We start from the raw sequence: 17,372 nt of genomic DNA, 5'->3' as shown, positions 1-17,372 counted from the left end.
TCAGGGCATCGTCCGCCAGTCAGGCTGATATTGCATTCTTCGACGCCGGGGGCGCCGTGCTGGCAATTTTTGGCCGCCAGGCGCTTGCTGAAGACGCCGGGATCGCGGCCGATGAGCCAGGGTTTTCAGGCGTTGCCCTGGCGCACAACGTACGAACGGAGGCAGACGTCGATAGCGTTCTGGCAGAGGCCGTAGCGGCCGGCGCCAAGCTCCTCAAGCCCGGTAAGAAAGCCTTCTGGGGTGGATACTCCGGCTATTTTGCCGACCCGGACGGGCACATATGGGAAGTCGCCTACAATCCCTTCATGCCGCTTGATGAGGCCGGGCGCGTGACGCTCCCTGCGCCCACGACATGACGATCGATGGATTGAGCGACGACGACGTCCGGGCGATCCTGAGGCGCGTCAGAATTTTTGCGGTCGTCGGCGCAAGTGCAAAGCCCGAACGGCCGAGTTACGGCGTCATGCGGTTTCTCTTGAACCAGGGGTATGGCGTGCGGCCGGTAAACCCGGGCGTTGCCGGACAAACAATTCACGGCCAGGAGGTTTATTCAAATCTTGCCGCCATTCCGCCGCCCGCCGACGTCATCGACATTTTCCGGGCACCCGAGGCGGCGTTGCAGGTCGTGCGGGAGGCGATCGCGGCAAAGGACACGCTTAAAGCCAGCGTCGTGTGGATGCAGCTTGGCGTCATCAACGAGGCTGCTGCCGCCGAGGCGCGGGCATGCGGGTTTACGGTGGTAATGGACCGCTGTCCGAAGATCGAGTTCTCTCGATTGATGTGAGAACACGTTAACAGAGATATCGCCCTCTGCAGCGCGATGTGCGCCCGCGTCATCCTGACGTCCTATTCATGCGATGAATTCATGCCCATCTTCAGCAACCGGGCGTAACCTGTTCTCCTAGGAACACGACGTCCGTAAGGCGGCGCTACACTTTGCGTTCCCATCGCGAATGGTTCATATGTTCTGAAGAACCCCCGGAGCCAATATGAAGTCGGGTGCATTAACGTCGGTGACTTTGCCAGCAGACTGGTCTGTCGAAACAATCCTTCCCATCGCGTTTCAGGGCCGCGAGCTTGTGCTCGAAGCGCACGCGTATCAGGGCGAGACGGACGAGGAGCAGGTTCTGGTCCTCGTGCATCGCGATCCGAAGGCGATGAACGGGTCGATGCCTATCGTGCGCGTGCACTCGGGCTGCGTTACGGGCGATATTTTCCATTCGCTGCGTTGCGATTGCTATCAGCAGCTTCAGGCGGCGTTGAAGGTCATTACCGAGGCCCCCTACGGTGCCATCATCTACGTGCCCTATCACGAGGGTCGCGGCATCGGCCTCTTCAAAAAGATCCAGGCCTACGCGCTGCAAGATCAGGGTTTGGATACCGTCGAAGCCAACATTGAGGTTGGTGCGCCGATCGACAGTCGCGACTACGCGTTGGCGGCGCGCGTACTGTGCGATCTCGGCATGGCGGAGATCAAGCTCTTGTCGAACAACCCGGCGAAAGAGCAGGCGTTGAAGGCGCACGGTATTCGCGTTGCCGAGCGTTTGCCGCTGGTTGTCGCGCCGAATAAATTCAACAAGCGCTATCTCGACACGAAGCGCGCCCGGATGGCGCACAAGCTCTGATGCGTTGACGCATTTTGGCCTCGCTAGCGGGCCGTTTCCGTTGTCTTCGGAACCGTGAAGCCGCCCTCGGCGACCAGCCGCGCAAACAGTCCATCTCCTGCCGCAAGCTCTTCGAACCGTCCGCGTTCGACGATGCGTCCGTGATCCAGAACGAGAATCTGATCGGCATCGGCCACCGTCGACAAGCGGTGCGCAATGACGAACGTCGTGCGGCCGCTGCGGAGTGTGTCGAGGGCGCGTTTGATCTTGGCCTCCGTCTCGGAATCGAGCGCGCTCGTTGCCTCATCAAGGATCAGGATTGGCGCGTCCTTCAAGATGGCGCGGGCGATGGCGATGCGCTGGCGCTCGCCGCCGGACAGTGAGGCGCCGCGCTCCCCGATCATGAAGTCATAGCCGCCGGGTTTTCGGGTGATGAAATCATGAGCCTCCGCGAGCCGCGCTGCGTGTTCGACTTCCGCGTCCGTTGCGTCGGGTCTTCCGATGCGGATGTTGTCCCCGATCGAGCGATTGAAGAGGCCGGCATCCTGAAAGACGACGGCAATGGCGGTGCGCAGCGATCGCAGCGTCACGCCCGCGATGTCGCGTCCGTCGATGGTGATCTTGCCCGCGTCCGGCGTCAGGAAGCGCTGCAGAAGGGCGATCATCGTTGACTTGCCAGATCCGGTCGGCCCGACGATCGCAGTCGTTTCGCCCGCATTAGCCTTGAAGGAAACGTCGCTGACGCCTTGCGGGCCGCTGTCATAACGGAACGTGACGTTGTCGAATGTGACCGTACCGGCAACGGTTTGGAGCGGCGTCGAGCCGGGCTTCTCACCGTCGCCGGCGGCTTCGTCAATTAACGCAAAAAGTCCCGTGAGGGCAGGGGCCTGCTGGTGAACACGCACGACGAAGCTTGAAAGCTGGTCGAGCCGGCTGATCAGAAGCGACGCGAACGCCACGAAACTAACGATCTCGCCGACGGAGAGTTCGCCACGACCGGCGAGGACCGCGCCGGCGCTGAAGATCGCGACCATGGTCAAGGTCGCGGCTGAGCGCTGCATGACCGTCAGCACGCCCCACCAGGTTACGACCGGGTATTGCGCCGTCAGCAGGCCGCTCGAAACTTCGCGCAAAGCGTCCGCCTCAAGCCGCAGGCGTGCGTAGCTCTGCACGATCATCACATTGCCGACGACATCGACGACACGGCTCGATAGTGCCGACTCATGGCTTTCGACCGCCGCCTGCCCCACCGAAGTTTTTCGCATCACGAAGACGTTCATGAGGGTATAGGCGGCGGCGAGTAGAAGTAGGATTGCCGCCATCCTCGGGTCCATGCCGATGGCGGTGGGAATGAGCAATAGGATGCCGAAAAGAGCGCTGACCTGATCGCGCATTGCGCCGAGCCACAACCAGAATAACGCGCTTGTTCCGGCGAGAATGGTGCGGATGGTTGCGCCTGATCCCCGCGCGGCGTGCAAGCGTTGTGGAAGTGCGATCGTACTTTCGAACACGCTGACGAGCTGCGCCTGTTTTTGGCGATGCGCCAGCCGGTCTGCGTTGATGCCGACGACAACGCCCGCGACGATTCCAAAAAGCCCGAGCAGTGCCCAGAGGCCGATGTAGCCAAATGCGTTTTCGCCTTTGCTTAATGCATCGACCACACGGCCGAATAGTATGGGCTCGGCGAGTTGTGTCGCAGCTATGACGACGCCCGCGGCCGCCAAGCCGATCGCCAGATATTTTTCGGGCGCGAGCAGGCCGAGCGCACGCTTGTAAATTTGGAGAAGGCTCATCGACGCCACTGCGGGAACCTCACGGCGGTCGACAGCATTTTACGGATGTCCCACGCGAGCGGGCCGTCGCATTTTGATACTGTCTGCTCGATTGTTCGGAGCCCTCGTCTATCGACCGATGTGACTCAGTCACTATTCAGCGCCGCGCCTCTATACATGTAGCTCTACATGACATCACGAAAAACCGACATTCATGTTCTGGTCATGCCGGTCGGTGGCATGGATGAGGCGCTCTGCTCGCATATTCTTGACGATGGTGGCGTGCTGTTCGATTGTGCCCTGAGGCATCAACGGCGAGGCTGACGCAATGGCCCAAGATCGAAGATACGCCCTTCCTACCTACACGCCGACCGCGAGGGCGCTGCATTGGCTGATCGCCTTCCTCGTTTTCATCCAGCTGCCGCTCGGCCTTTATATGAGCTATCGCGGCAACGAGATGATCACGGTCAACGAAAAAGGCGAGACGGTCAAAGGCATATTCGATGCTCTGACCGGCGTTCTCTATAGCTCACACAAGCTGATTGGGCTGACGATATTTCTGCTCATCGTCGTGCGCCTTCTTTATCGACTGACGCAGGGCGCGCCGCGACCGGACCCCTCCGTGCCTGCGGCCCTGACCGGCGTAAGTCATCTCGTCCATTGGATGCTCTACCTGTTGCTGATCGCGGTTCCCATCGCAGGATATCTGGCGATTTCCTACGGCCGCTATCTCGAGGTGTTCGGCATACCGCTGCCGGCACTCACCGAAAAGAACATGGATATGTCGAAAGAGATTTTCGAATGGCACGAGACGGGCGCGTTCCTGATCCTCGCCTTCGTCACCCTGCATATTCTCGCGGCGATCTACCATAAATTCATTCGCAAGGATCGCGTCGTCGAGCGGATGCTGCCGAACAAAATCGTCTGATGCCGACGGTATGCCTTGGCAACGTTACGCCGGAACGGCGAACGTGTCGGTGTGGCCGACGAGTGCGGCTGCGCGCGAGACATTGATCCAGGAGACGACCGTTTTGGCGTCGACAGCGCCTGTCTCGGTCACTGCGACGGCGTGTCCGCGGACGAGTTCGTCGATCAGCATGCGGTCGCCGCGCTCGAGCTGCCAGGGGCTTTCGCCTTCAAGCACCAGATAGCCGTTGAGGCGAAACTGATCGGCGAGTTGGCTTGCGGCCAGCGGCCCCACCGCAGGCCCGAACCCCTTGTCTTGCATCTGATGGCGGTGGAACGCCGCGATCATCTGGTTGTCGGCCGGCCGGTGGGGGGTCCATTTGTGCAGGCCGTTGTACGTCAGCGCCGCGTAAAATGCGGCCCCGCTGTTCATCACGGCTTTGGCGAGCTTGCGGATGAAATCTTCCGACACCAGATCGAAGAACGCCGAAGCTGTAACGAGATGTGGAGCGTCATCCAGTAGCGCGGTTTGACAATTCGCAAGGTCGGCGGTCGCGAAGGTCACGGTAATTTCGCGGTCCCCCTTTTTGAGATGTAAGGTCTCGCCGTTGCGCTCCGACGCGTCGGCCCAGCGGCTGAGCTTGACCTTTGCTGCCTCCGACAATTCGGGATCGTTATCTACGAGCGTCCACGCTTGCCGGCTCGGTAGCAGCGAGGCCGTGGCGCGCAGATTGGCGCCGGTGCCGGAGCCCAAGTCTACAATGCGAAGTTCGTCGCGAAGCGCAAAGCGCGCCGAAACGGCATTTGCGATCTCGCGGCTGCGGGCGCGCCGGTCGGCCGCCTCGCGCAAGTCCAGCCACTCGGGCGAAAAGTTGTTCACGGGAGTAACCCAAGGATGACTGCTGCGATGCGCCGCGATGTCTCGTGCCACGTCGGCAGCGTGCGACCGGCCTCCCAGGATGCGTCTGCGAGGCGGTCGCGGAGCTTCTTGTCGGTCAATGCGCGGCGCAGGGCGATCGTGAGTTCGCCGACGTTGCCGGCTTCGACGTGAAGGGCCGCCGCTTCGCCTGCGGTATCGGCGGCCGCGCCGCCGGCGGCGAGCACCATCGGCAAGCCCCGCGCCATGGCTTCGGCGAGAACCATGCCGTAGCCTTCGAAGAGCGAGGCCGAGACGAAAAGGTCGGTGCTTTCGTAGTAGTGATCGAGCGTCGCCGGGACGACCTTGCCGGCAACCGTGACGCGATCTTCGAGACGGTGCGTGCGGATGGCTTTCTGTAGTGTCTCGACGGCCTCATCATGACGATCGGTTGCGCCAGCGATCGTCAGCCGCCAATCGATGTCCTTCAGCGGTGCTAAAGCCTCGACAAGCAGATGATAGCCTTTGCGCGGCAGAACAGCGCCGACCGATAGAATTTGCAGAGGCGCGCCGGTTCCGGTCGCTCGCTGAGCAGGATCTGTGCCGGGCTCGGCGACCGTCACCTTCGTCGAGGCGAGACCCATGCTTTCGGCAAGGATGCGTCTCGTCGCCCGGCTCGTCACGACGACATGGTTGGCGCGCTGCAGTGCCTTTTGCTCCCGCTCTTTCAATTCGACCTTGCGCGCGTGGGGAAGTCCCGTCTCCAGGAACAGGGGATGGTGAACGAGGGCAATGACGCGGCCTTCGAGCTCGGCGAGAATAGTGTCCGGAAAGGCGCCGAACGCCAGGCCGTCGACGACGAGTACGGCGTCTGGGGATTTTGTCTTGAGGAGCCGGCTTGTCTTGGCGATGTCGCTGGCGGTGGGATTCGGAAACGAGCCGGGCAACGACAGCACCGAGACGGGCACGCCGAAATCGGGCAGAATTTCCATCACGCGGCGGTCATAGGCATATCCGCCGGTCGGGCTTTTCAAATCTCCGGGAATGGCGAAGATGGCGTCAGCCACGGATGGGTCCCTCGTAGCTGGCGCGGGCAAGATCGGTTTCGGAAAGCGTGACGCGGAGGCGTGCAAGACTTTTGCCGTCCGGTCCAAGAGCACCGGAGGCGGCCGCGTCGACGAACTTATCGAAGATATACTTGCAGAGAAACTCGGTCGTCGTGAGCTCCCCCTTGAATTGCGGTAAAATGTCCAGATTTTGATATCCGATCGGCCTTAGAATATTGCCGAGAACTTCGAGCGCGGCTGCGATATCGACAACGATGTTGTGGCGTGTGAGTTCCTCGCGGAAGAAAGCAACGTCCACGACAAAAGTCGCGCCGTGCATGTTCTGCGCCGGTCCAAACGCAGGATCGGGCAGAGAATGTGCAATCATGATGCGGTCACGAACTTCGACTGAGAACATTGGCTCTTTCACTTAACGGGTTGATAGCTGACGACGGGCGGCAGGGCGGTGGACGACCAAATGCGCGTCATTGCCTCCGGCAATTCCGCGAACGGGACGGCATCCGCGACGAGTATATCAAGAGCCGGGTCGTCGAGCATCGCGATGGCGCGCTCCAGTCGCTGATGGTGGTTGACCTGACCGCGCCGGAGCGGCGCGACGTGACCCACTTGCGATGCGATGATCTTCAGGCGCCGGCTGTGGAATGCGCCGCCGAGGTTTACCGTCACGGGAGTTTTTCCGTACCAGCTGAGTTCGACGATGCAGGCTTCGAACGCGCAGGCGTTGATAGCCGTTTCAAGTCCGGCGCCGGTCGCGCTCGCGTGAAAGACGATCTGGTTCTCGGATGGACTATCGCCCGGAGCGGCGAATTTCACGCCGAGCGCTTCAGCGTAGCGGGCGCGGGCCGGATCGATATCGGTGATCGTCACATCGGTTCCGGCGATGCGCTGGGCGAGGTGGGCGACCAAGAGCCCTATGATACCGGCTCCGACGATCAGAATGCGGTCGCCTGGCGCCGTACCCGCGTCCCAATGGGCATTGAGGGCCGTTTCCATATTGGCTGCAAGCACCGCCCGCCTCGACGGCACATCCGCCGGAATGCGCAACAGGAGCTTTTCGGCGACCTGAAAATGATCTTGATGCGGATGCAATGCAAAGACGCGCTGGCCGATCAATTGGTCGCGCCCCGCCGTAACGGTGCCGGCCGCAGAATAGCCGTACTTGATCGGGAACGGAAAATCTCCCATCTGCAGGGGCGCGCGCATACGTGACCATTCGCTTTCCGGCACTAGTCCGAGTGCGACAAGTCGTTCGGTGCCGCGGCTGATCGCGGAATATTCGGTCGTGACGCGGGCTTCGCCGGGCGAAAGCGGGGGCAGACGCTCGGTCCGGAATTCCGCCTGCCCAGGCTTGACGTGCCAGAGCCCACGGGCGACCACGATCTGGCCTTGGCTGCGGCGTATCAGCGGGCTGTTGGGATCGAGGGCGTTGCGCTGGTCACTCATTGCGAAGAACTGAACCTGTCATGACGGTCGACGTCGAGCGCGAAGCCGTGTCCGAGCTTGTCCCCGGACTCGTCGCGGAGGGCCCAAGCCTTACGACACCGGCGGGCTTACAAGCAATTGCCACGCTTAACGCGCGGCGGTTGACCTTTCTCGTGTTGAACGTCGCGACCTGGATGTTGTTGCTCTTTTGGGCGGGCGCGATCCTTTCTGCGGGCGGGTGGACGCCGCTCACCGTGGCGCTCCTGGTGTGCGTCGCCTTCGGTACGCCGTGGACGGTACTCGGCTTTTGGAACGCCACGATCGGTCTTTGGCAGCTCCGCCACCTTAGGCGAGGTTTGCGCGACGTCGCGCCGTTTCTCTCTCGTCGCAAATCGCCGGGGTCACTTACGGTTAAGACGGCAGTTTTGATGACGTTGCGGAACGAGGACCCGGCTCGCGCCTTGCTGCGTCTCAGGACGGTAAAGGCCAGTCTCGACGCGACCGGAAAAGGCGCGTGTTTTTCATATTTCGTTCTGAGCGATACCGATAACGACGAAGTTGCGTGGCAAGAAGAAGAGGCGATTGCGGATTGGCGTGCGGAAGACCCTGACCGCGCTCGCATCGTCTATCGCCGCCGAAACGAAAACTCAGGCTTCAAAGCCGGCAACGTGCGCGACTTCTGCATCCGGTGGGGCGACGGCTTCGAGCTGATGTTGCCGCTCGACGCCGACAGCTTGATGACCGGGCCTGCCATCATCGAACTCGTGCGCGTCATGCAGGCCTATCCGAAGCTCGGTATCTTGCAGAGCCTCGTCGTCGGCACGCCGTCATCATCGGCGTTCGCCCGCATCTTTCAATTCGGCATGCGGCTCGGCATGCGGACCTATACCATGGGGCAGGCGTGGTGGACCGGCGATTGTGGGCCGTTCTGGGGCCACAATGCGCTTATCCGCATCGCGCCGTTCGCCGAGCACTGCGTGCTGCCGGCGCTTTCCGGTAAGCCGCCGCTCGGCGGCGATCTGCTCTCGCACGATCAGGTCGAAGCGGTGCTAATGCGCCGTGCCGGTTTCGAAGTTCGCGTAATGCCGGTCGAGTGCGGTTCCTACGAGGATAATCCGCCGGATGCGCTCGAATTCGGCCGGCGCGACGTGCGCTGGTGCCAGGGAAACATGCAGTATCTGAAGCTACTTGGTCTTGCCGGATTGCAGCCCGTCAGCCGGTTCCAGCTTTTGTGGGCCATTTTGATGTTCGTCGTCGTGCCCGCGTGGACGCTGCTCATCGTGCTGCTGCCGTTCGCTGCGGCTGGCGCGCAGAGCTTTGCCGAATTCCCATTGGCTTCGGCGAAGGCGCTCTATCTGCTCCTCCTGCTGATGTATTTGACGCCGAAACTCGCTGCGATCATCGACGCGGTTTCGACACCGGGTGAGGTGCAGCGCTTTGGCGGACCGCTGCGTTTCGCGGCGAGTGCCGTCATCGAGATCGTGTTTTCGTTCCTGCTGAGCGGCCTTTCGACGATACGCACGTCGATCTTCATGTTGGGACTTGTGTTCGGTAAATCGACGAGTTGGAGTGGTCAGCGGCGCGATGTCGAAGGCGTGACGTGGACGGACGCACTGTCGGTGCTCTGGCCGCAACTTCTGTTTGGGCTTGCGGTCTGCCTCTCACTTGCGATCATCTCTCCAATGATCCTGTTGTGGAGTTTGCCGGTGACGTCGGGTTTCCTGCTTGCCGTTCCGTTCGCGGTGCTGACGGCCAGCCCCGCCGCCGGCCGGTTCTTGCGCCGGCATGGTCTTGCAGGAATACCGGAAGATTTCATAACACCCCTTGAGATTGGCGCCGTGCAGTCGTCGAGCGCCGGGTCCTGACGTGATGGCTTCGCGGGGGCTTCAAGGCGTATTTCGTTCGTTGCGGCTCTATCACGGGCCGGACGCGCCAAAGGAGCGGATGGACGCGCTTTATCGGAACTTCGTTGAACCAGGTGATCTCGTCTTCGATATCGGTGCCCATACCGGCGACCGCGTGTCGTCGTTCCGCCGACTTGGTGCGCGCGTCGTGGCGGTCGAGCCGCAACCGCTGCTGGTCAGCGCGCTGGGGCACATTCATGGCAGCGATCCATTGGTCGAAATCGTCGGCCGGGCAGCCGGCGCCAGGGCGGACAGGCTGGCGCTTCACATCAACACGGAAAATCCGACGGTTTCGACGACCTCGGAGGCGTTTCTGCGTAGCGCCAGCGGGGCTGCCGGATGGGAAGGCCAGAACTGGGATGATCAGATGCGCGTCGATGCCGTGACGCTCGACGCCCTTATCGCCCGCTACGGGACACCGTCGTTCGTCAAGATCGACACCGAGGGCTCCGAGGACTCGGTGCTGCGCGGCCTTTCTCATCCCGTCGGCAAACTCTCGTTCGAGTTTACAACCATCGCCCGCGATGTGGCGATGGCATGCTTTGAGCGGCTGTCGCTGCTCGGCGACTACCGCTACAACGTCGCGCTGGGCGAGAGCCAGAGATTGACCTTCGATCACTGGCTTCCGGCAGCGACAATGAAAGAGCACATCGGCACCCTGCCGCACGAAGCGAATTCCGGCGATGTCTATGCCGCGCTTCGGTTGCAGCTAAAGTAACCCAACGCATATCGGAGCACTTCCAGATGCCGCATTGCCTTCGACTGATCGCCGCTACGTTTATTTTCGCTGTTTCGGCCGTTGTTCAGGCGAATGCTGCATCGCTCGATGGGTTGGCCGTCGAGGTGAAGAACCAAAGCGAGCCGGTGCTTTGCGCCGAAAAGGACAACGTTGCGGTCTCGTTCGCCAACAAGAACGTGCGTTCGTTCCGCATCGAGGCGGCGCATCCCGTCTATCTGTCTGCCGGCATGCGCGATAATTTCGAGGCAGACTGGACGGCGTGCGATATGTCGGCGGACCCGAATTACAAGGCACCTGGCGAGCCGAAAAAATTGACGCTTTACGAGGACACGGCACTGTGGATCGTTGGCTATCGGTATCCCGCGTTCTGGCGGCCCTCCAACGCAACCGTGCGGATAGGCGATCACGTCGAGAAGGGTATCCACTTGTTGCAGGTTTGGTTGCGCAGAACGGACGGAGCCGAGGAAGTTCTGGTTCTGTATCCGCAGGACGGCTACTGGCGTCCGCGTCCGATGACGCCGCTCAATATGCGCAACACGCCGTACGGATCGTCGTTTCTCGTGGGGCCCATTGAGCACGATGGCCGGCCGCTCGTGAAGATCAACGAGGTGACGTTCGATCCCAAGACGCGGGCGTTCTCGCTGACGTTCGAGAAGGGCGGATCGGCGACCGTGAAAATGGTGAAGGCCGATACCAACAGGCTGGCGCTCGACGTTTCCTTCGACAAGGGCATCAGCGGTGGCCCGTTCGCCATGCTGCGGTCGATGTACATTACGGAATTCAACAACGATACCGCCCGCATTGCGGTTCGCGAGCAGGGCGCCAAGGGCTGGCGGGAAGACAACATCATGAAGTTCGATAGCGCGCATGCGACCGATATCTGGATCGGCCGTCTGACGCCGTCACAGCACAACACGGCGTCGCCCGATATCGTATTCAACAGTTTCTCGGACGGGCCCTATCCAAAACGGCCGAAGAGCGAACCGCCGCCGGCTTTGCCGATCACTAAACCGCAATAGGCGGGAGCGCTGATCGAAGCCCTGGCTTCTACCAACGAAGCTCAGCCATCGCGGCGATCGCCGGTGGCGAACCCGGGACAAAAAGATCCGCGAGCCCCTTCGCCGAGAGACTGATGCCGTCCATGGTTTCGTGCCGATGGATGCCGGATGCAATGAATAGGGCATCCGAGCCGAACGTTTCCGCGCCCTTCATGTCGGTGCGCAAAGAGTCGCCGATGATAAGAATTTTGCCGCGCGGGACGTTTTCATCTCGAAGTGCCTCGGCGCGGTGGTGCGCAGTCTCGTAGGAATTGAGGTGGGGCTTGCCTGCCCAGTACACGGCGCCCCCCATATGCGCGTAGAGATCGGCGATGGCGCCCGCGCAGTAGAGCAGCGTTCCGCCGACGTCGACGACGAGGTCGGGATTGGCACACACGAACGGCAGCCGCAGTGTCAGTGCTTCTTCGAGCAGCCCTCGATAGTCGTCCGGCTTTTCATGCCGGTCATCAGTCAATCCAGTGCAGATGATGGCTTCGGACTCTTGGAGAGAAACAGACCGGGCTTTGAGTGCTCCGAACAGCGCCTGGTCGCGATCCTGCGGACCAATGCAATAGAGCCGCGTAAAGCCGCGCTTCTGAACGTGTGCGAGGGCGATGTCGCCCGACGAGACAATGTCGTCCCAGGCAGCTTGGGGCACATGTCGGCTTTCGAGCATATCGGCGACGCGACGCTTCGGCACCGGCGCGTTTGAGACGAGGATGACGGTGCCGCCGCCGGAGCGAAATGTTTCGAGGGCACGGCAAGCGCCTTCGTACGCCGTAACGCCGTTGTGCACGACACCCCATACGTCACAGAAAATGACGTCGTAGCGCTCGAGGAGCGGTCCGGCATGCGACAGGATCGGAGGGACCGTGTCTGACGTTCGCGACGTCGTTTGCAAAGCAGCGTCTCATGTCGGATGGAGCCGGCGCAGAATTTGAAAGCGCGGACCGTGATTGCCGGAGCGAAATAACCAACGCCCGCGCGTCAAAGTACTGACGCCGCGTTGAGGCGATAGCGGGTATTCAAGCCCAGTTCAAGTCACAAGGCCGGGCTATCATGGGCGTTGCATCACGCGCACCGGTATCGACTTGGCTGCGGGCACGTTGCTTAGGTTACGCCGGCCTACCAAATCGTCTTGAAGCCTGCCTCCGTCGGTGCCGGCCTCTTTGCACGCGACACGGTTCGCTGATGCTTGAATCTGCGAACGGCCGATTTGACGTGAGACAGCGTCACCGGCGGGGCGACGTCGGCGATCATCTCGACTTGCGCCTTCGGCTTCAACTGCACGACTTTGAATCCTGCGGCCTTGATTTGGGAAAGCAACTCGGGGAGCGCGTCGGCGGTCGACTTGTGAATGTCGTGCATCAATATGATGCCGCGCCCGCGCGCCTTGAGACCGGTCATGACTTTGTTGATGAGGGCTTTTGAATTGTGGATTCGCCAGTCAAGCGAATCTATGTCGACGGCGAACTGGCCGATGTTACGACTGCGAAGGTAATCGACGGTTTGCTTGCTGCTGCTGAGGTAGGGGTAGCGGAAAAAAGGCGCGATCGGCGTAGGGCTTGCCTTCTGTGCGGCGTTGAAGGCCGACTCGATTTCCTGCGTGGCTTGCGAAATCGGCAGGGCTGCGAGATTGGCGTGCGACCAGGTGTGCGTCCCGATCGTATGACCCTGATTTGCAATCTCCGCCAGCACGTCCGGATGTTGCACGACCATGCTGCCAACAACAAAGAACGTTGCCTTGGTGCACTCTTTGGCAAGCGCGGCCAGAATGGTGCGCGTGTCCTTCGGCGACGGCCCATCGTCGAATGTCAAAACGACTTCTCCCGGAGAAAGGAGATTGCGATCGCCGTGAGGTTCGCCGAACCAAGGGCCGCCTGTGGTATCGACTTCGACAATTCGGGAGACGCCGAGGGTACCCGCCGGGCATGCGTCGTCAGCCAAGGCCGGGGACGCGGCGATCATGACGGATGCCAAACCAACCCAGGCTACAAAACTCAACTTTTGAGCCACCCGCATCTTACCCCGCCCCTCGGCCCGCTGGCCGGTCATTGATCCGCGTTACCATTAGAGATTCCGGCGAGCTAGGCAAAGCGCGGTCTGCCGCACGCCAGCGAGGCGCGCATACTATTTTGTAAGCATGATGTCATGGAAGCGGCGCGCGAGGCGGGAGGCCGGATTTGTACCGACGTTCCGCGCCAGCACTTTCAGACGCGCTTCAGCATCCCTGGGAAATAGCGCACGCCGGGGGCTCAGCTCCGGCGTGCGCCAAGCCAGTTCACTTGCCGGCCTGCGAAGCGATGGCCTTGGCGATCTGTTCCTTCACCGCCTCTAGATTGAAGCTGGCGCCCTTCTGCATGGGCGGGAATTCGATCGCGGTCTGCGCCAATTTTGCAACTTCCTTCTGAACGAACTGGAAGCGCCAAAACTCATAGAGGAACCAATTGAAATATTCGTAGGAACCGTACGCTCCTTTCGCAAACCCCGTGCGCTCGAAGGGATCGAGCCGGAGATTGATGAGGATTGGCATGTCCACCTTGACGGTCGTGCCGATCCAGCCATCGGGCTGATCGGTGAACCGATACTTGTAATCGTCGATGCGGACGGCAGAGAGCGTGCCTTCCGTGAAGTAGTAGATTTCATGACGTTTCGATGGGCCCTTGCCGGTGAGCAAGTCCATCTGATTGTAACCGTCGAGATGAACCTTGTACGTGGTATCGCCTATTTGTTTGCCCGCTTTCAACTCGTCGACAATGTTGGGGTCGCCGGCTGCGGCGACGAGGGTCGGGAACCAGTCGAGGCCGGACATGATGCCGTTCTCGACCTTGCCTGCCGGAACCACGCCCGGCCAACTCACGATCATCGGCACACGGAAGCCGCCGTCGAGCCCGGTTCCTTTGCCGCCGGCAAAGGGTGTCTGGCCTCCGTCGGGCCAGGTGAAGTTTTCCGTGCCGTTGTCAGTGGAGAAGGCGATGATGGTGTTCCCATCAAGTTTGTTATTCTTCACATACGTCATGACGGAGCCGACGATGTCGTCGAGCTGCGCCATTCCGGCTTCTTCCACGCTCCAACTATTCTCCGAATTCCGCATCTTCTCGTACTTGTCGGACAGATGCGTCGTCACGTGCATGCGCGTTGGGTTCAGCCACAGGAAGAAGGGCTTGCTGTCAGCCCTGGCCTTGTCGACAAACTTGAGGGCATTGCTGAGTATCTCGTCGTCGATCGTCTTCATCCGTTCCGGGTAGAGCGTGCCTGCGTCTTCGATCTTCTGCTTGCCGATTTTACCCCATCGCGGCTGTTCCGTCGGATCGTCGACGTCCGTCGCCCAGCTATGAACCATGTTGCGAGGGCCGACGGTGGCGAGGAGGTTCTGCGGGTAGTTGGGATGCGCGGGGTCTTCCATGGCGTCGAGATGGTAGAGATAACCGTAGAATTCGTCGAAGCCGTGCACCGTCGGCAGAAATTCATTCAGGTCACCGAGGTGGTTCTTGCCGAATTGGCCGGTCGCATAGCCCATAGACTTGAGAGCCGTAGCTATCGTTACCGCCTGTGCCGGAATACCGATCGGTGAACCGGCCTGACCGACGGTGGTCAGGCCCGTTCGGATTGGCAGTTCGCCGGTAATGAAGTTCGCCCGGCCGGCGGTGCAGCTTGCTTCCGCGTAATAGTCGGTGAACCGCATACCTTCCGATGCCAGCCGATCCAGGTTTGGCGTCCGGCCGGCCATCATGCCCTGATGATAGGCTCCGATATTGAACCACCCAATGTCGTCACCCATGATGAAGATGATGTTGGGCTTGCTGCCGGTGGGGGCCAGCGCTGCAGGTTGGGGCTGCTGTGCCTCAGCGGTTGTTGCTCCCGTCGCGGTCAGTGCGATAAGTGATGCGCTGCTGAGCAGAACATTTCTCCGGTTGAGCGCGATATCAGTTGACGGATCTTGCGAGTCTTTTTCTCCGGTAGGCATTGTTTCGACCTTTCTCTATCAAAGTCTCAGCCTCCACGAGTGCGTGCTCAGGACGTTTAAATTTGCTAATCTTTTGGTGCACGGAATCCGACATGGCTCGTCGAGGTGTCGACGGGCGCACGTCTCAACTATTGAGTAAAAAGTGTGTTGGAATGTTCGAGTGCTGGACCTGGCGAAGGCATTCCCCCGGCAGATCGAAATCAAGTGGTTCAGACTTCACGCGACAATGCATAATCGGCTTCCCTTCGGAAACCGTAGCGCCCGTCCCATCTAAATTAATCGTGCACTTGCATCAATTCGCCGTCAAACGACTTTTGAGTTGGGGGTGGTTAATTCCGCAGGTGCCGATGTCATAATAGTAAGAGCTCGTTGCCACCGGCCGAGCGGCAGAAGCAACGGCCTCTGAGTTGGGCCGAGGCACTGTTCGGCGTGCCCACCCCAGCGGTCGTTGCAATCGGATATTCGGAGAAATAAGCCGTGGTGCTGTCGTTTAGCTGTCGTTCAGTTGACAGTCTTTTCTTCCAAGAAGGAAATTGTCTCAAATGACCATACATCCGCATTCGACCTGGATCATTTGGGCCCTGATGTCCGCCGTGTTCGCCGCGCTCACGGCGATTTTTGCTAAGATCGGTGTAGCCAACATCAATTCCGACCTTGCAACATTTATTCGAACGGTCGTCATCCTGGTCGTGCTCGCATCGATCCTTGCGGCGCGCGGGCTGTTTCAGCCGCTCAACTCGATCACGCCGAGAACCTATCTTTTTCTCGCTCTCTCCGGGCTCGCCACCGGCGCATCATGGATTTGCTATTTCCGTGCCTTGCAGTTGGGAGACGCGGCACGCGTAGCCCCCGTCGATAAGTTGAGCGTTGTTCTTGTCGCCATCTTTGGCGTCACTTTTTTGAATGAAGAGCTGAGGCTTGCAAACTGGCTTGGCATCGCCCTCATTGCGACTGGTGTCGTCCTCGTCGCCTGGCGTTGAGCCGGCTATGTCCCAGGTGAGCGACGCAAACTCCTTCGCGCGTAGCCCAGCTTTGATCGATAGCAGGAAGATCGCGAGATTGCGCGCTGGATGGCGCGTCTGCTGCAGGAGAGCAGTGCTCAGCGTGATCTGACGCTTCGACAGCGTCTTTGCCTGCTTGAGGAGACCGATAAGACACCCATGACAAAATAATCCGAACACGGACTAACATAATAGGTCCAGGGTGGGGCAAGTGGAAACGCGGATAATATATAATAAATTCCGTGCGTTAGCGTCACTCATGTTGAAATTCGTATTTTACAATGAGTGTCTTTTACTGAACCGTGTTTTTCCATTGGGAAACTTTTGCCGGTGAATCATGTTGATGTTTTTTTTGCTCCCGGCGAACTGGAACAACCTCTTTGCGTGGTCCGCTGCTGGCTTCAGGGATCTGGATGAGTGACGATGGCGCTGCGTTTTCGCGAGCGAGGGAAAACGGGGCGCCGCCAGCGTCAGGAGCATACGATTCAAGATCGGGCAAAGGCGATCAATACGAGTTGGCACAGGACAACCGACACTGTGTTGGAGACGGCGAGACTTTGCGCCGACGCCGAGCAGAAACTTCGTCCTGCAGACAAGAATAAGCTTTTCAAAGAACTGGATTTCAACAAAGCAACTTTCAGTAAGCTTGCAGGTCAAAAGCATATAAATCGCGTCGACTGAAGTTCGTGGCTGCAATGTCGGAAATGCAGAAAAATCGGAAGTCCCGTCATCCAAGGTCGGCGCTGTTCCGATACGTCGTGATTATGTCATCGAGGCCACCGAGAGCGGACAACTGTCAAATGACGCGATGGGCCCCAGCAGACATGATAGAGGCGGTCTACGCACATGCTCAGCCGAACGACAAGTTCGAGTCGGTTTTGTAGAGATAGTGAGTGCTTGTTTGAGGCTAATGCGTTGAGACGATGATGTCGGAACCCTGGCCCATCTCGTCGCTGGGCGCGTTGTCGGTCACAATGACTTGGGCTCCGACCCATACGAGTTCGGCGATACGTTCGCGCAGATCGTCTGCAACCTCAACTCGATCGAGCGCCGCAGAAGCCGTGTCGCCCTGAGGGACAGGCGCGTTGTCGGCTCTC

17 protein-coding genes and 1 pseudogene are annotated in these 17,372 nt (G+C 60.0%); 9 read left to right on the top strand and 9 right to left on the bottom strand.

All coding sequences use genetic code 11. The annotated features are described in order from the left end of the window. From VN623_RS04960 to VN623_RS04950, 3 genes are all read left to right on the top strand, one after another. A partial coding sequence (locus VN623_RS04960; protein WP_325568732.1) for a VOC family protein occupies positions 1-356 on the top strand: 356 nt, incomplete at its 5' end. Further along, positions 353-784, top strand: a complete 432-nt coding sequence (locus tag VN623_RS04955) for a CoA-binding protein (RefSeq protein WP_325568730.1) — start codon at positions 353-355, stop codon at positions 782-784. The genes VN623_RS04960 and VN623_RS04955, both read left to right, overlap by 4 nt. Positions 785-989: 205 nt before the next feature. Beyond that, entirely contained in the window at positions 990-1,625 is a 636-nt protein-coding gene (locus VN623_RS04950) for a GTP cyclohydrolase II (protein WP_325568728.1), read from the top strand. A gap of 23 nt (positions 1,626-1,648) precedes the next feature. Here VN623_RS04950 and VN623_RS04945 read toward each other — a convergent pair whose 3' ends face one another. Further along, complete coding sequence (locus VN623_RS04945) at positions 1,649-3,397, bottom strand: glucan ABC transporter ATP-binding protein/ permease (RefSeq protein WP_325568726.1); 1,749 nt, start codon at positions 3,395-3,397, stop codon at positions 1,649-1,651. Positions 3,398-3,704: 307 nt separating this feature from the next. Between VN623_RS04945 and VN623_RS04940 the strand changes: the two genes are divergently transcribed. Next, a complete protein-coding gene (locus VN623_RS04940; RefSeq protein WP_325568724.1) occupies positions 3,705-4,304 on the top strand; it encodes a cytochrome b in 600 nt (199 codons plus the stop codon). 24 nt (positions 4,305-4,328) lie between these two features. On the opposite strand, the gene VN623_RS04935 is transcribed toward VN623_RS04940, so the two are convergent. From VN623_RS04935 to VN623_RS04920, 4 genes are read right to left on the bottom strand one after another with little or no spacing between them, the layout of a single operon-like run. Beyond that, positions 4,329-5,162, bottom strand: a complete 834-nt coding sequence (locus tag VN623_RS04935) for a class I SAM-dependent methyltransferase (RefSeq protein ID WP_325568722.1) — start codon at positions 5,160-5,162, stop codon at positions 4,329-4,331. Then, entirely contained in the window at positions 5,159-6,205 is a 1,047-nt protein-coding gene (locus VN623_RS04930; protein ID WP_325568720.1) for a glycosyltransferase family 4 protein, read from the bottom strand. Before VN623_RS04930 ends, VN623_RS04935 begins: the two co-directional genes overlap by 4 nt. Further along, the gene (locus VN623_RS04925; RefSeq protein ID WP_325568718.1) at positions 6,198-6,602 is read right to left on the bottom strand and encodes a 6-carboxytetrahydropterin synthase; all 405 of its coding nucleotides are present in this window, start codon (positions 6,600-6,602) and stop codon (positions 6,198-6,200) included. Before VN623_RS04925 ends, VN623_RS04930 begins: the two co-directional genes overlap by 8 nt. A gap of 8 nt (positions 6,603-6,610) precedes the next feature. After that, positions 6,611-7,648, bottom strand: a complete 1,038-nt coding sequence (locus VN623_RS04920; RefSeq protein ID WP_325568716.1) for a zinc-binding alcohol dehydrogenase — start codon at positions 7,646-7,648, stop codon at positions 6,611-6,613. 20 nt (positions 7,649-7,668) lie between these two features. On the opposite strand from VN623_RS04920, the gene mdoH reads away from it, so the two are divergent. The 3 genes from mdoH to VN623_RS04905 all read left to right on the top strand — a co-directional run bounded on the left by mdoH (position 7,669) and on the right by VN623_RS04905 (position 11,289). Beyond that, a complete protein-coding gene (mdoH, locus tag VN623_RS04915; protein WP_325568714.1) occupies positions 7,669-9,492 on the top strand; it encodes a glucans biosynthesis glucosyltransferase MdoH in 1,824 nt (607 codons plus the stop codon). A 79-nt stretch (positions 9,493-9,571) separates the two neighbouring features. Further along, complete coding sequence (locus VN623_RS04910) at positions 9,572-10,249, top strand: FkbM family methyltransferase (RefSeq protein ID WP_325568712.1); 678 nt, start codon at positions 9,572-9,574, stop codon at positions 10,247-10,249. Positions 10,250-10,275: 26 nt separating this feature from the next. After that, positions 10,276-11,289: a hypothetical protein gene (locus VN623_RS04905; protein ID WP_325568711.1), complete on the top strand. Its 1,014-nt coding sequence runs from the start codon at positions 10,276-10,278 to the stop codon at positions 11,287-11,289. 28 nt (positions 11,290-11,317) lie between these two features. Here VN623_RS04905 and VN623_RS04900 read toward each other — a convergent pair whose 3' ends face one another. From VN623_RS04900 to VN623_RS04890, 3 genes are all read right to left on the bottom strand, one after another. Further along, complete coding sequence (locus VN623_RS04900) at positions 11,318-12,208, bottom strand: TIGR01459 family HAD-type hydrolase (RefSeq protein ID WP_325568709.1); 891 nt, start codon at positions 12,206-12,208, stop codon at positions 11,318-11,320. A gap of 224 nt (positions 12,209-12,432) precedes the next feature. Continuing rightward, positions 12,433-13,275 carry a polysaccharide deacetylase family protein gene (locus VN623_RS04895; protein ID WP_325568707.1) on the bottom strand — a complete coding sequence of 281 codons (843 nt, stop codon included), beginning with the start codon at positions 13,273-13,275 and terminating at the stop codon, positions 12,433-12,435. Between the two features lie 313 nt (positions 13,276-13,588). Then, positions 13,589-15,274 (bottom strand): arylsulfatase, encoded by a 1,686-nt coding sequence (locus tag VN623_RS04890; RefSeq protein WP_325568705.1) that lies wholly within the window; start codon positions 15,272-15,274, stop codon positions 13,589-13,591. A 542-nt stretch (positions 15,275-15,816) separates the two neighbouring features. On the opposite strand from VN623_RS04890, the gene VN623_RS04885 reads away from it, so the two are divergent. Then, a complete protein-coding gene (locus tag VN623_RS04885; protein WP_325568704.1) occupies positions 15,817-16,254 on the top strand; it encodes an EamA family transporter in 438 nt (145 codons plus the stop codon). A 444-nt stretch (positions 16,255-16,698) separates the two neighbouring features. Beyond that, on the top strand, positions 16,699-16,956 hold the full coding sequence (locus VN623_RS04880) for a hypothetical protein (RefSeq protein WP_325568701.1): 258 nt from the start codon (positions 16,699-16,701) through the stop codon (positions 16,954-16,956). A 226-nt stretch (positions 16,957-17,182) separates the two neighbouring features. On the opposite strand, the pseudogene VN623_RS04875 reads toward VN623_RS04880, so the two are convergent. Then, positions 17,183-17,372: pseudogene (locus VN623_RS04875) on the bottom strand (L,D-transpeptidase); the annotation flags it as partial.

Origin of the sequence: Hyphomicrobium sp., from assembly GCF_035572195.1 — a bacterium.
GTDB lineage: Bacteria > Pseudomonadota > Alphaproteobacteria > Rhizobiales > Hyphomicrobiaceae > Hyphomicrobium_B.
This window is presented reverse-complemented; position numbering and strand designations above follow the sequence as displayed.

Bases quoted from the DNA above. Each gene is read 5' to 3' on its own strand.
- VN623_RS04955 (WP_325568730.1), top strand. From the start codon at position 353: ATGACGATCGATGGATTGAGCGACGACGACGTCCGGGCGATCCTGAGG.
- VN623_RS04950 (WP_325568728.1), top strand. From the start codon at position 990: ATGAAGTCGGGTGCATTAACGTCGGTGACTTTGCCAGCAGACTGGTCT.
- VN623_RS04945 (WP_325568726.1), bottom strand. From the start codon at position 3,397: ATGAGCCTTCTCCAAATTTACAAGCGTGCGCTCGGCCTGCTCGCGCCC.
- VN623_RS04940 (WP_325568724.1), top strand. From the start codon at position 3,705: ATGGCCCAAGATCGAAGATACGCCCTTCCTACCTACACGCCGACCGCG.
- VN623_RS04925 (WP_325568718.1), bottom strand. From the start codon at position 6,602: ATGTTCTCAGTCGAAGTTCGTGACCGCATCATGATTGCACATTCTCTG.
- VN623_RS04920 (WP_325568716.1), bottom strand. From the start codon at position 7,648: ATGAGTGACCAGCGCAACGCCCTCGATCCCAACAGCCCGCTGATACGC.
- mdoH (WP_325568714.1), top strand. From the start codon at position 7,669: ATGACGGTCGACGTCGAGCGCGAAGCCGTGTCCGAGCTTGTCCCCGGA.
- VN623_RS04910 (WP_325568712.1), top strand. From the start codon at position 9,572: ATGGACGCGCTTTATCGGAACTTCGTTGAACCAGGTGATCTCGTCTTC.
- VN623_RS04905 (WP_325568711.1), top strand. From the start codon at position 10,276: ATGCCGCATTGCCTTCGACTGATCGCCGCTACGTTTATTTTCGCTGTT.
- VN623_RS04895 (WP_325568707.1), bottom strand. From the start codon at position 13,275: ATGATCGCCGCGTCCCCGGCCTTGGCTGACGACGCATGCCCGGCGGGT.
- VN623_RS04890 (WP_325568705.1), bottom strand. From the start codon at position 15,274: ATGCCTACCGGAGAAAAAGACTCGCAAGATCCGTCAACTGATATCGCG.
- VN623_RS04885 (WP_325568704.1), top strand. From the start codon at position 15,817: ATGACCATACATCCGCATTCGACCTGGATCATTTGGGCCCTGATGTCC.
- VN623_RS04880 (WP_325568701.1), top strand. From the start codon at position 16,699: ATGGCGCTGCGTTTTCGCGAGCGAGGGAAAACGGGGCGCCGCCAGCGT.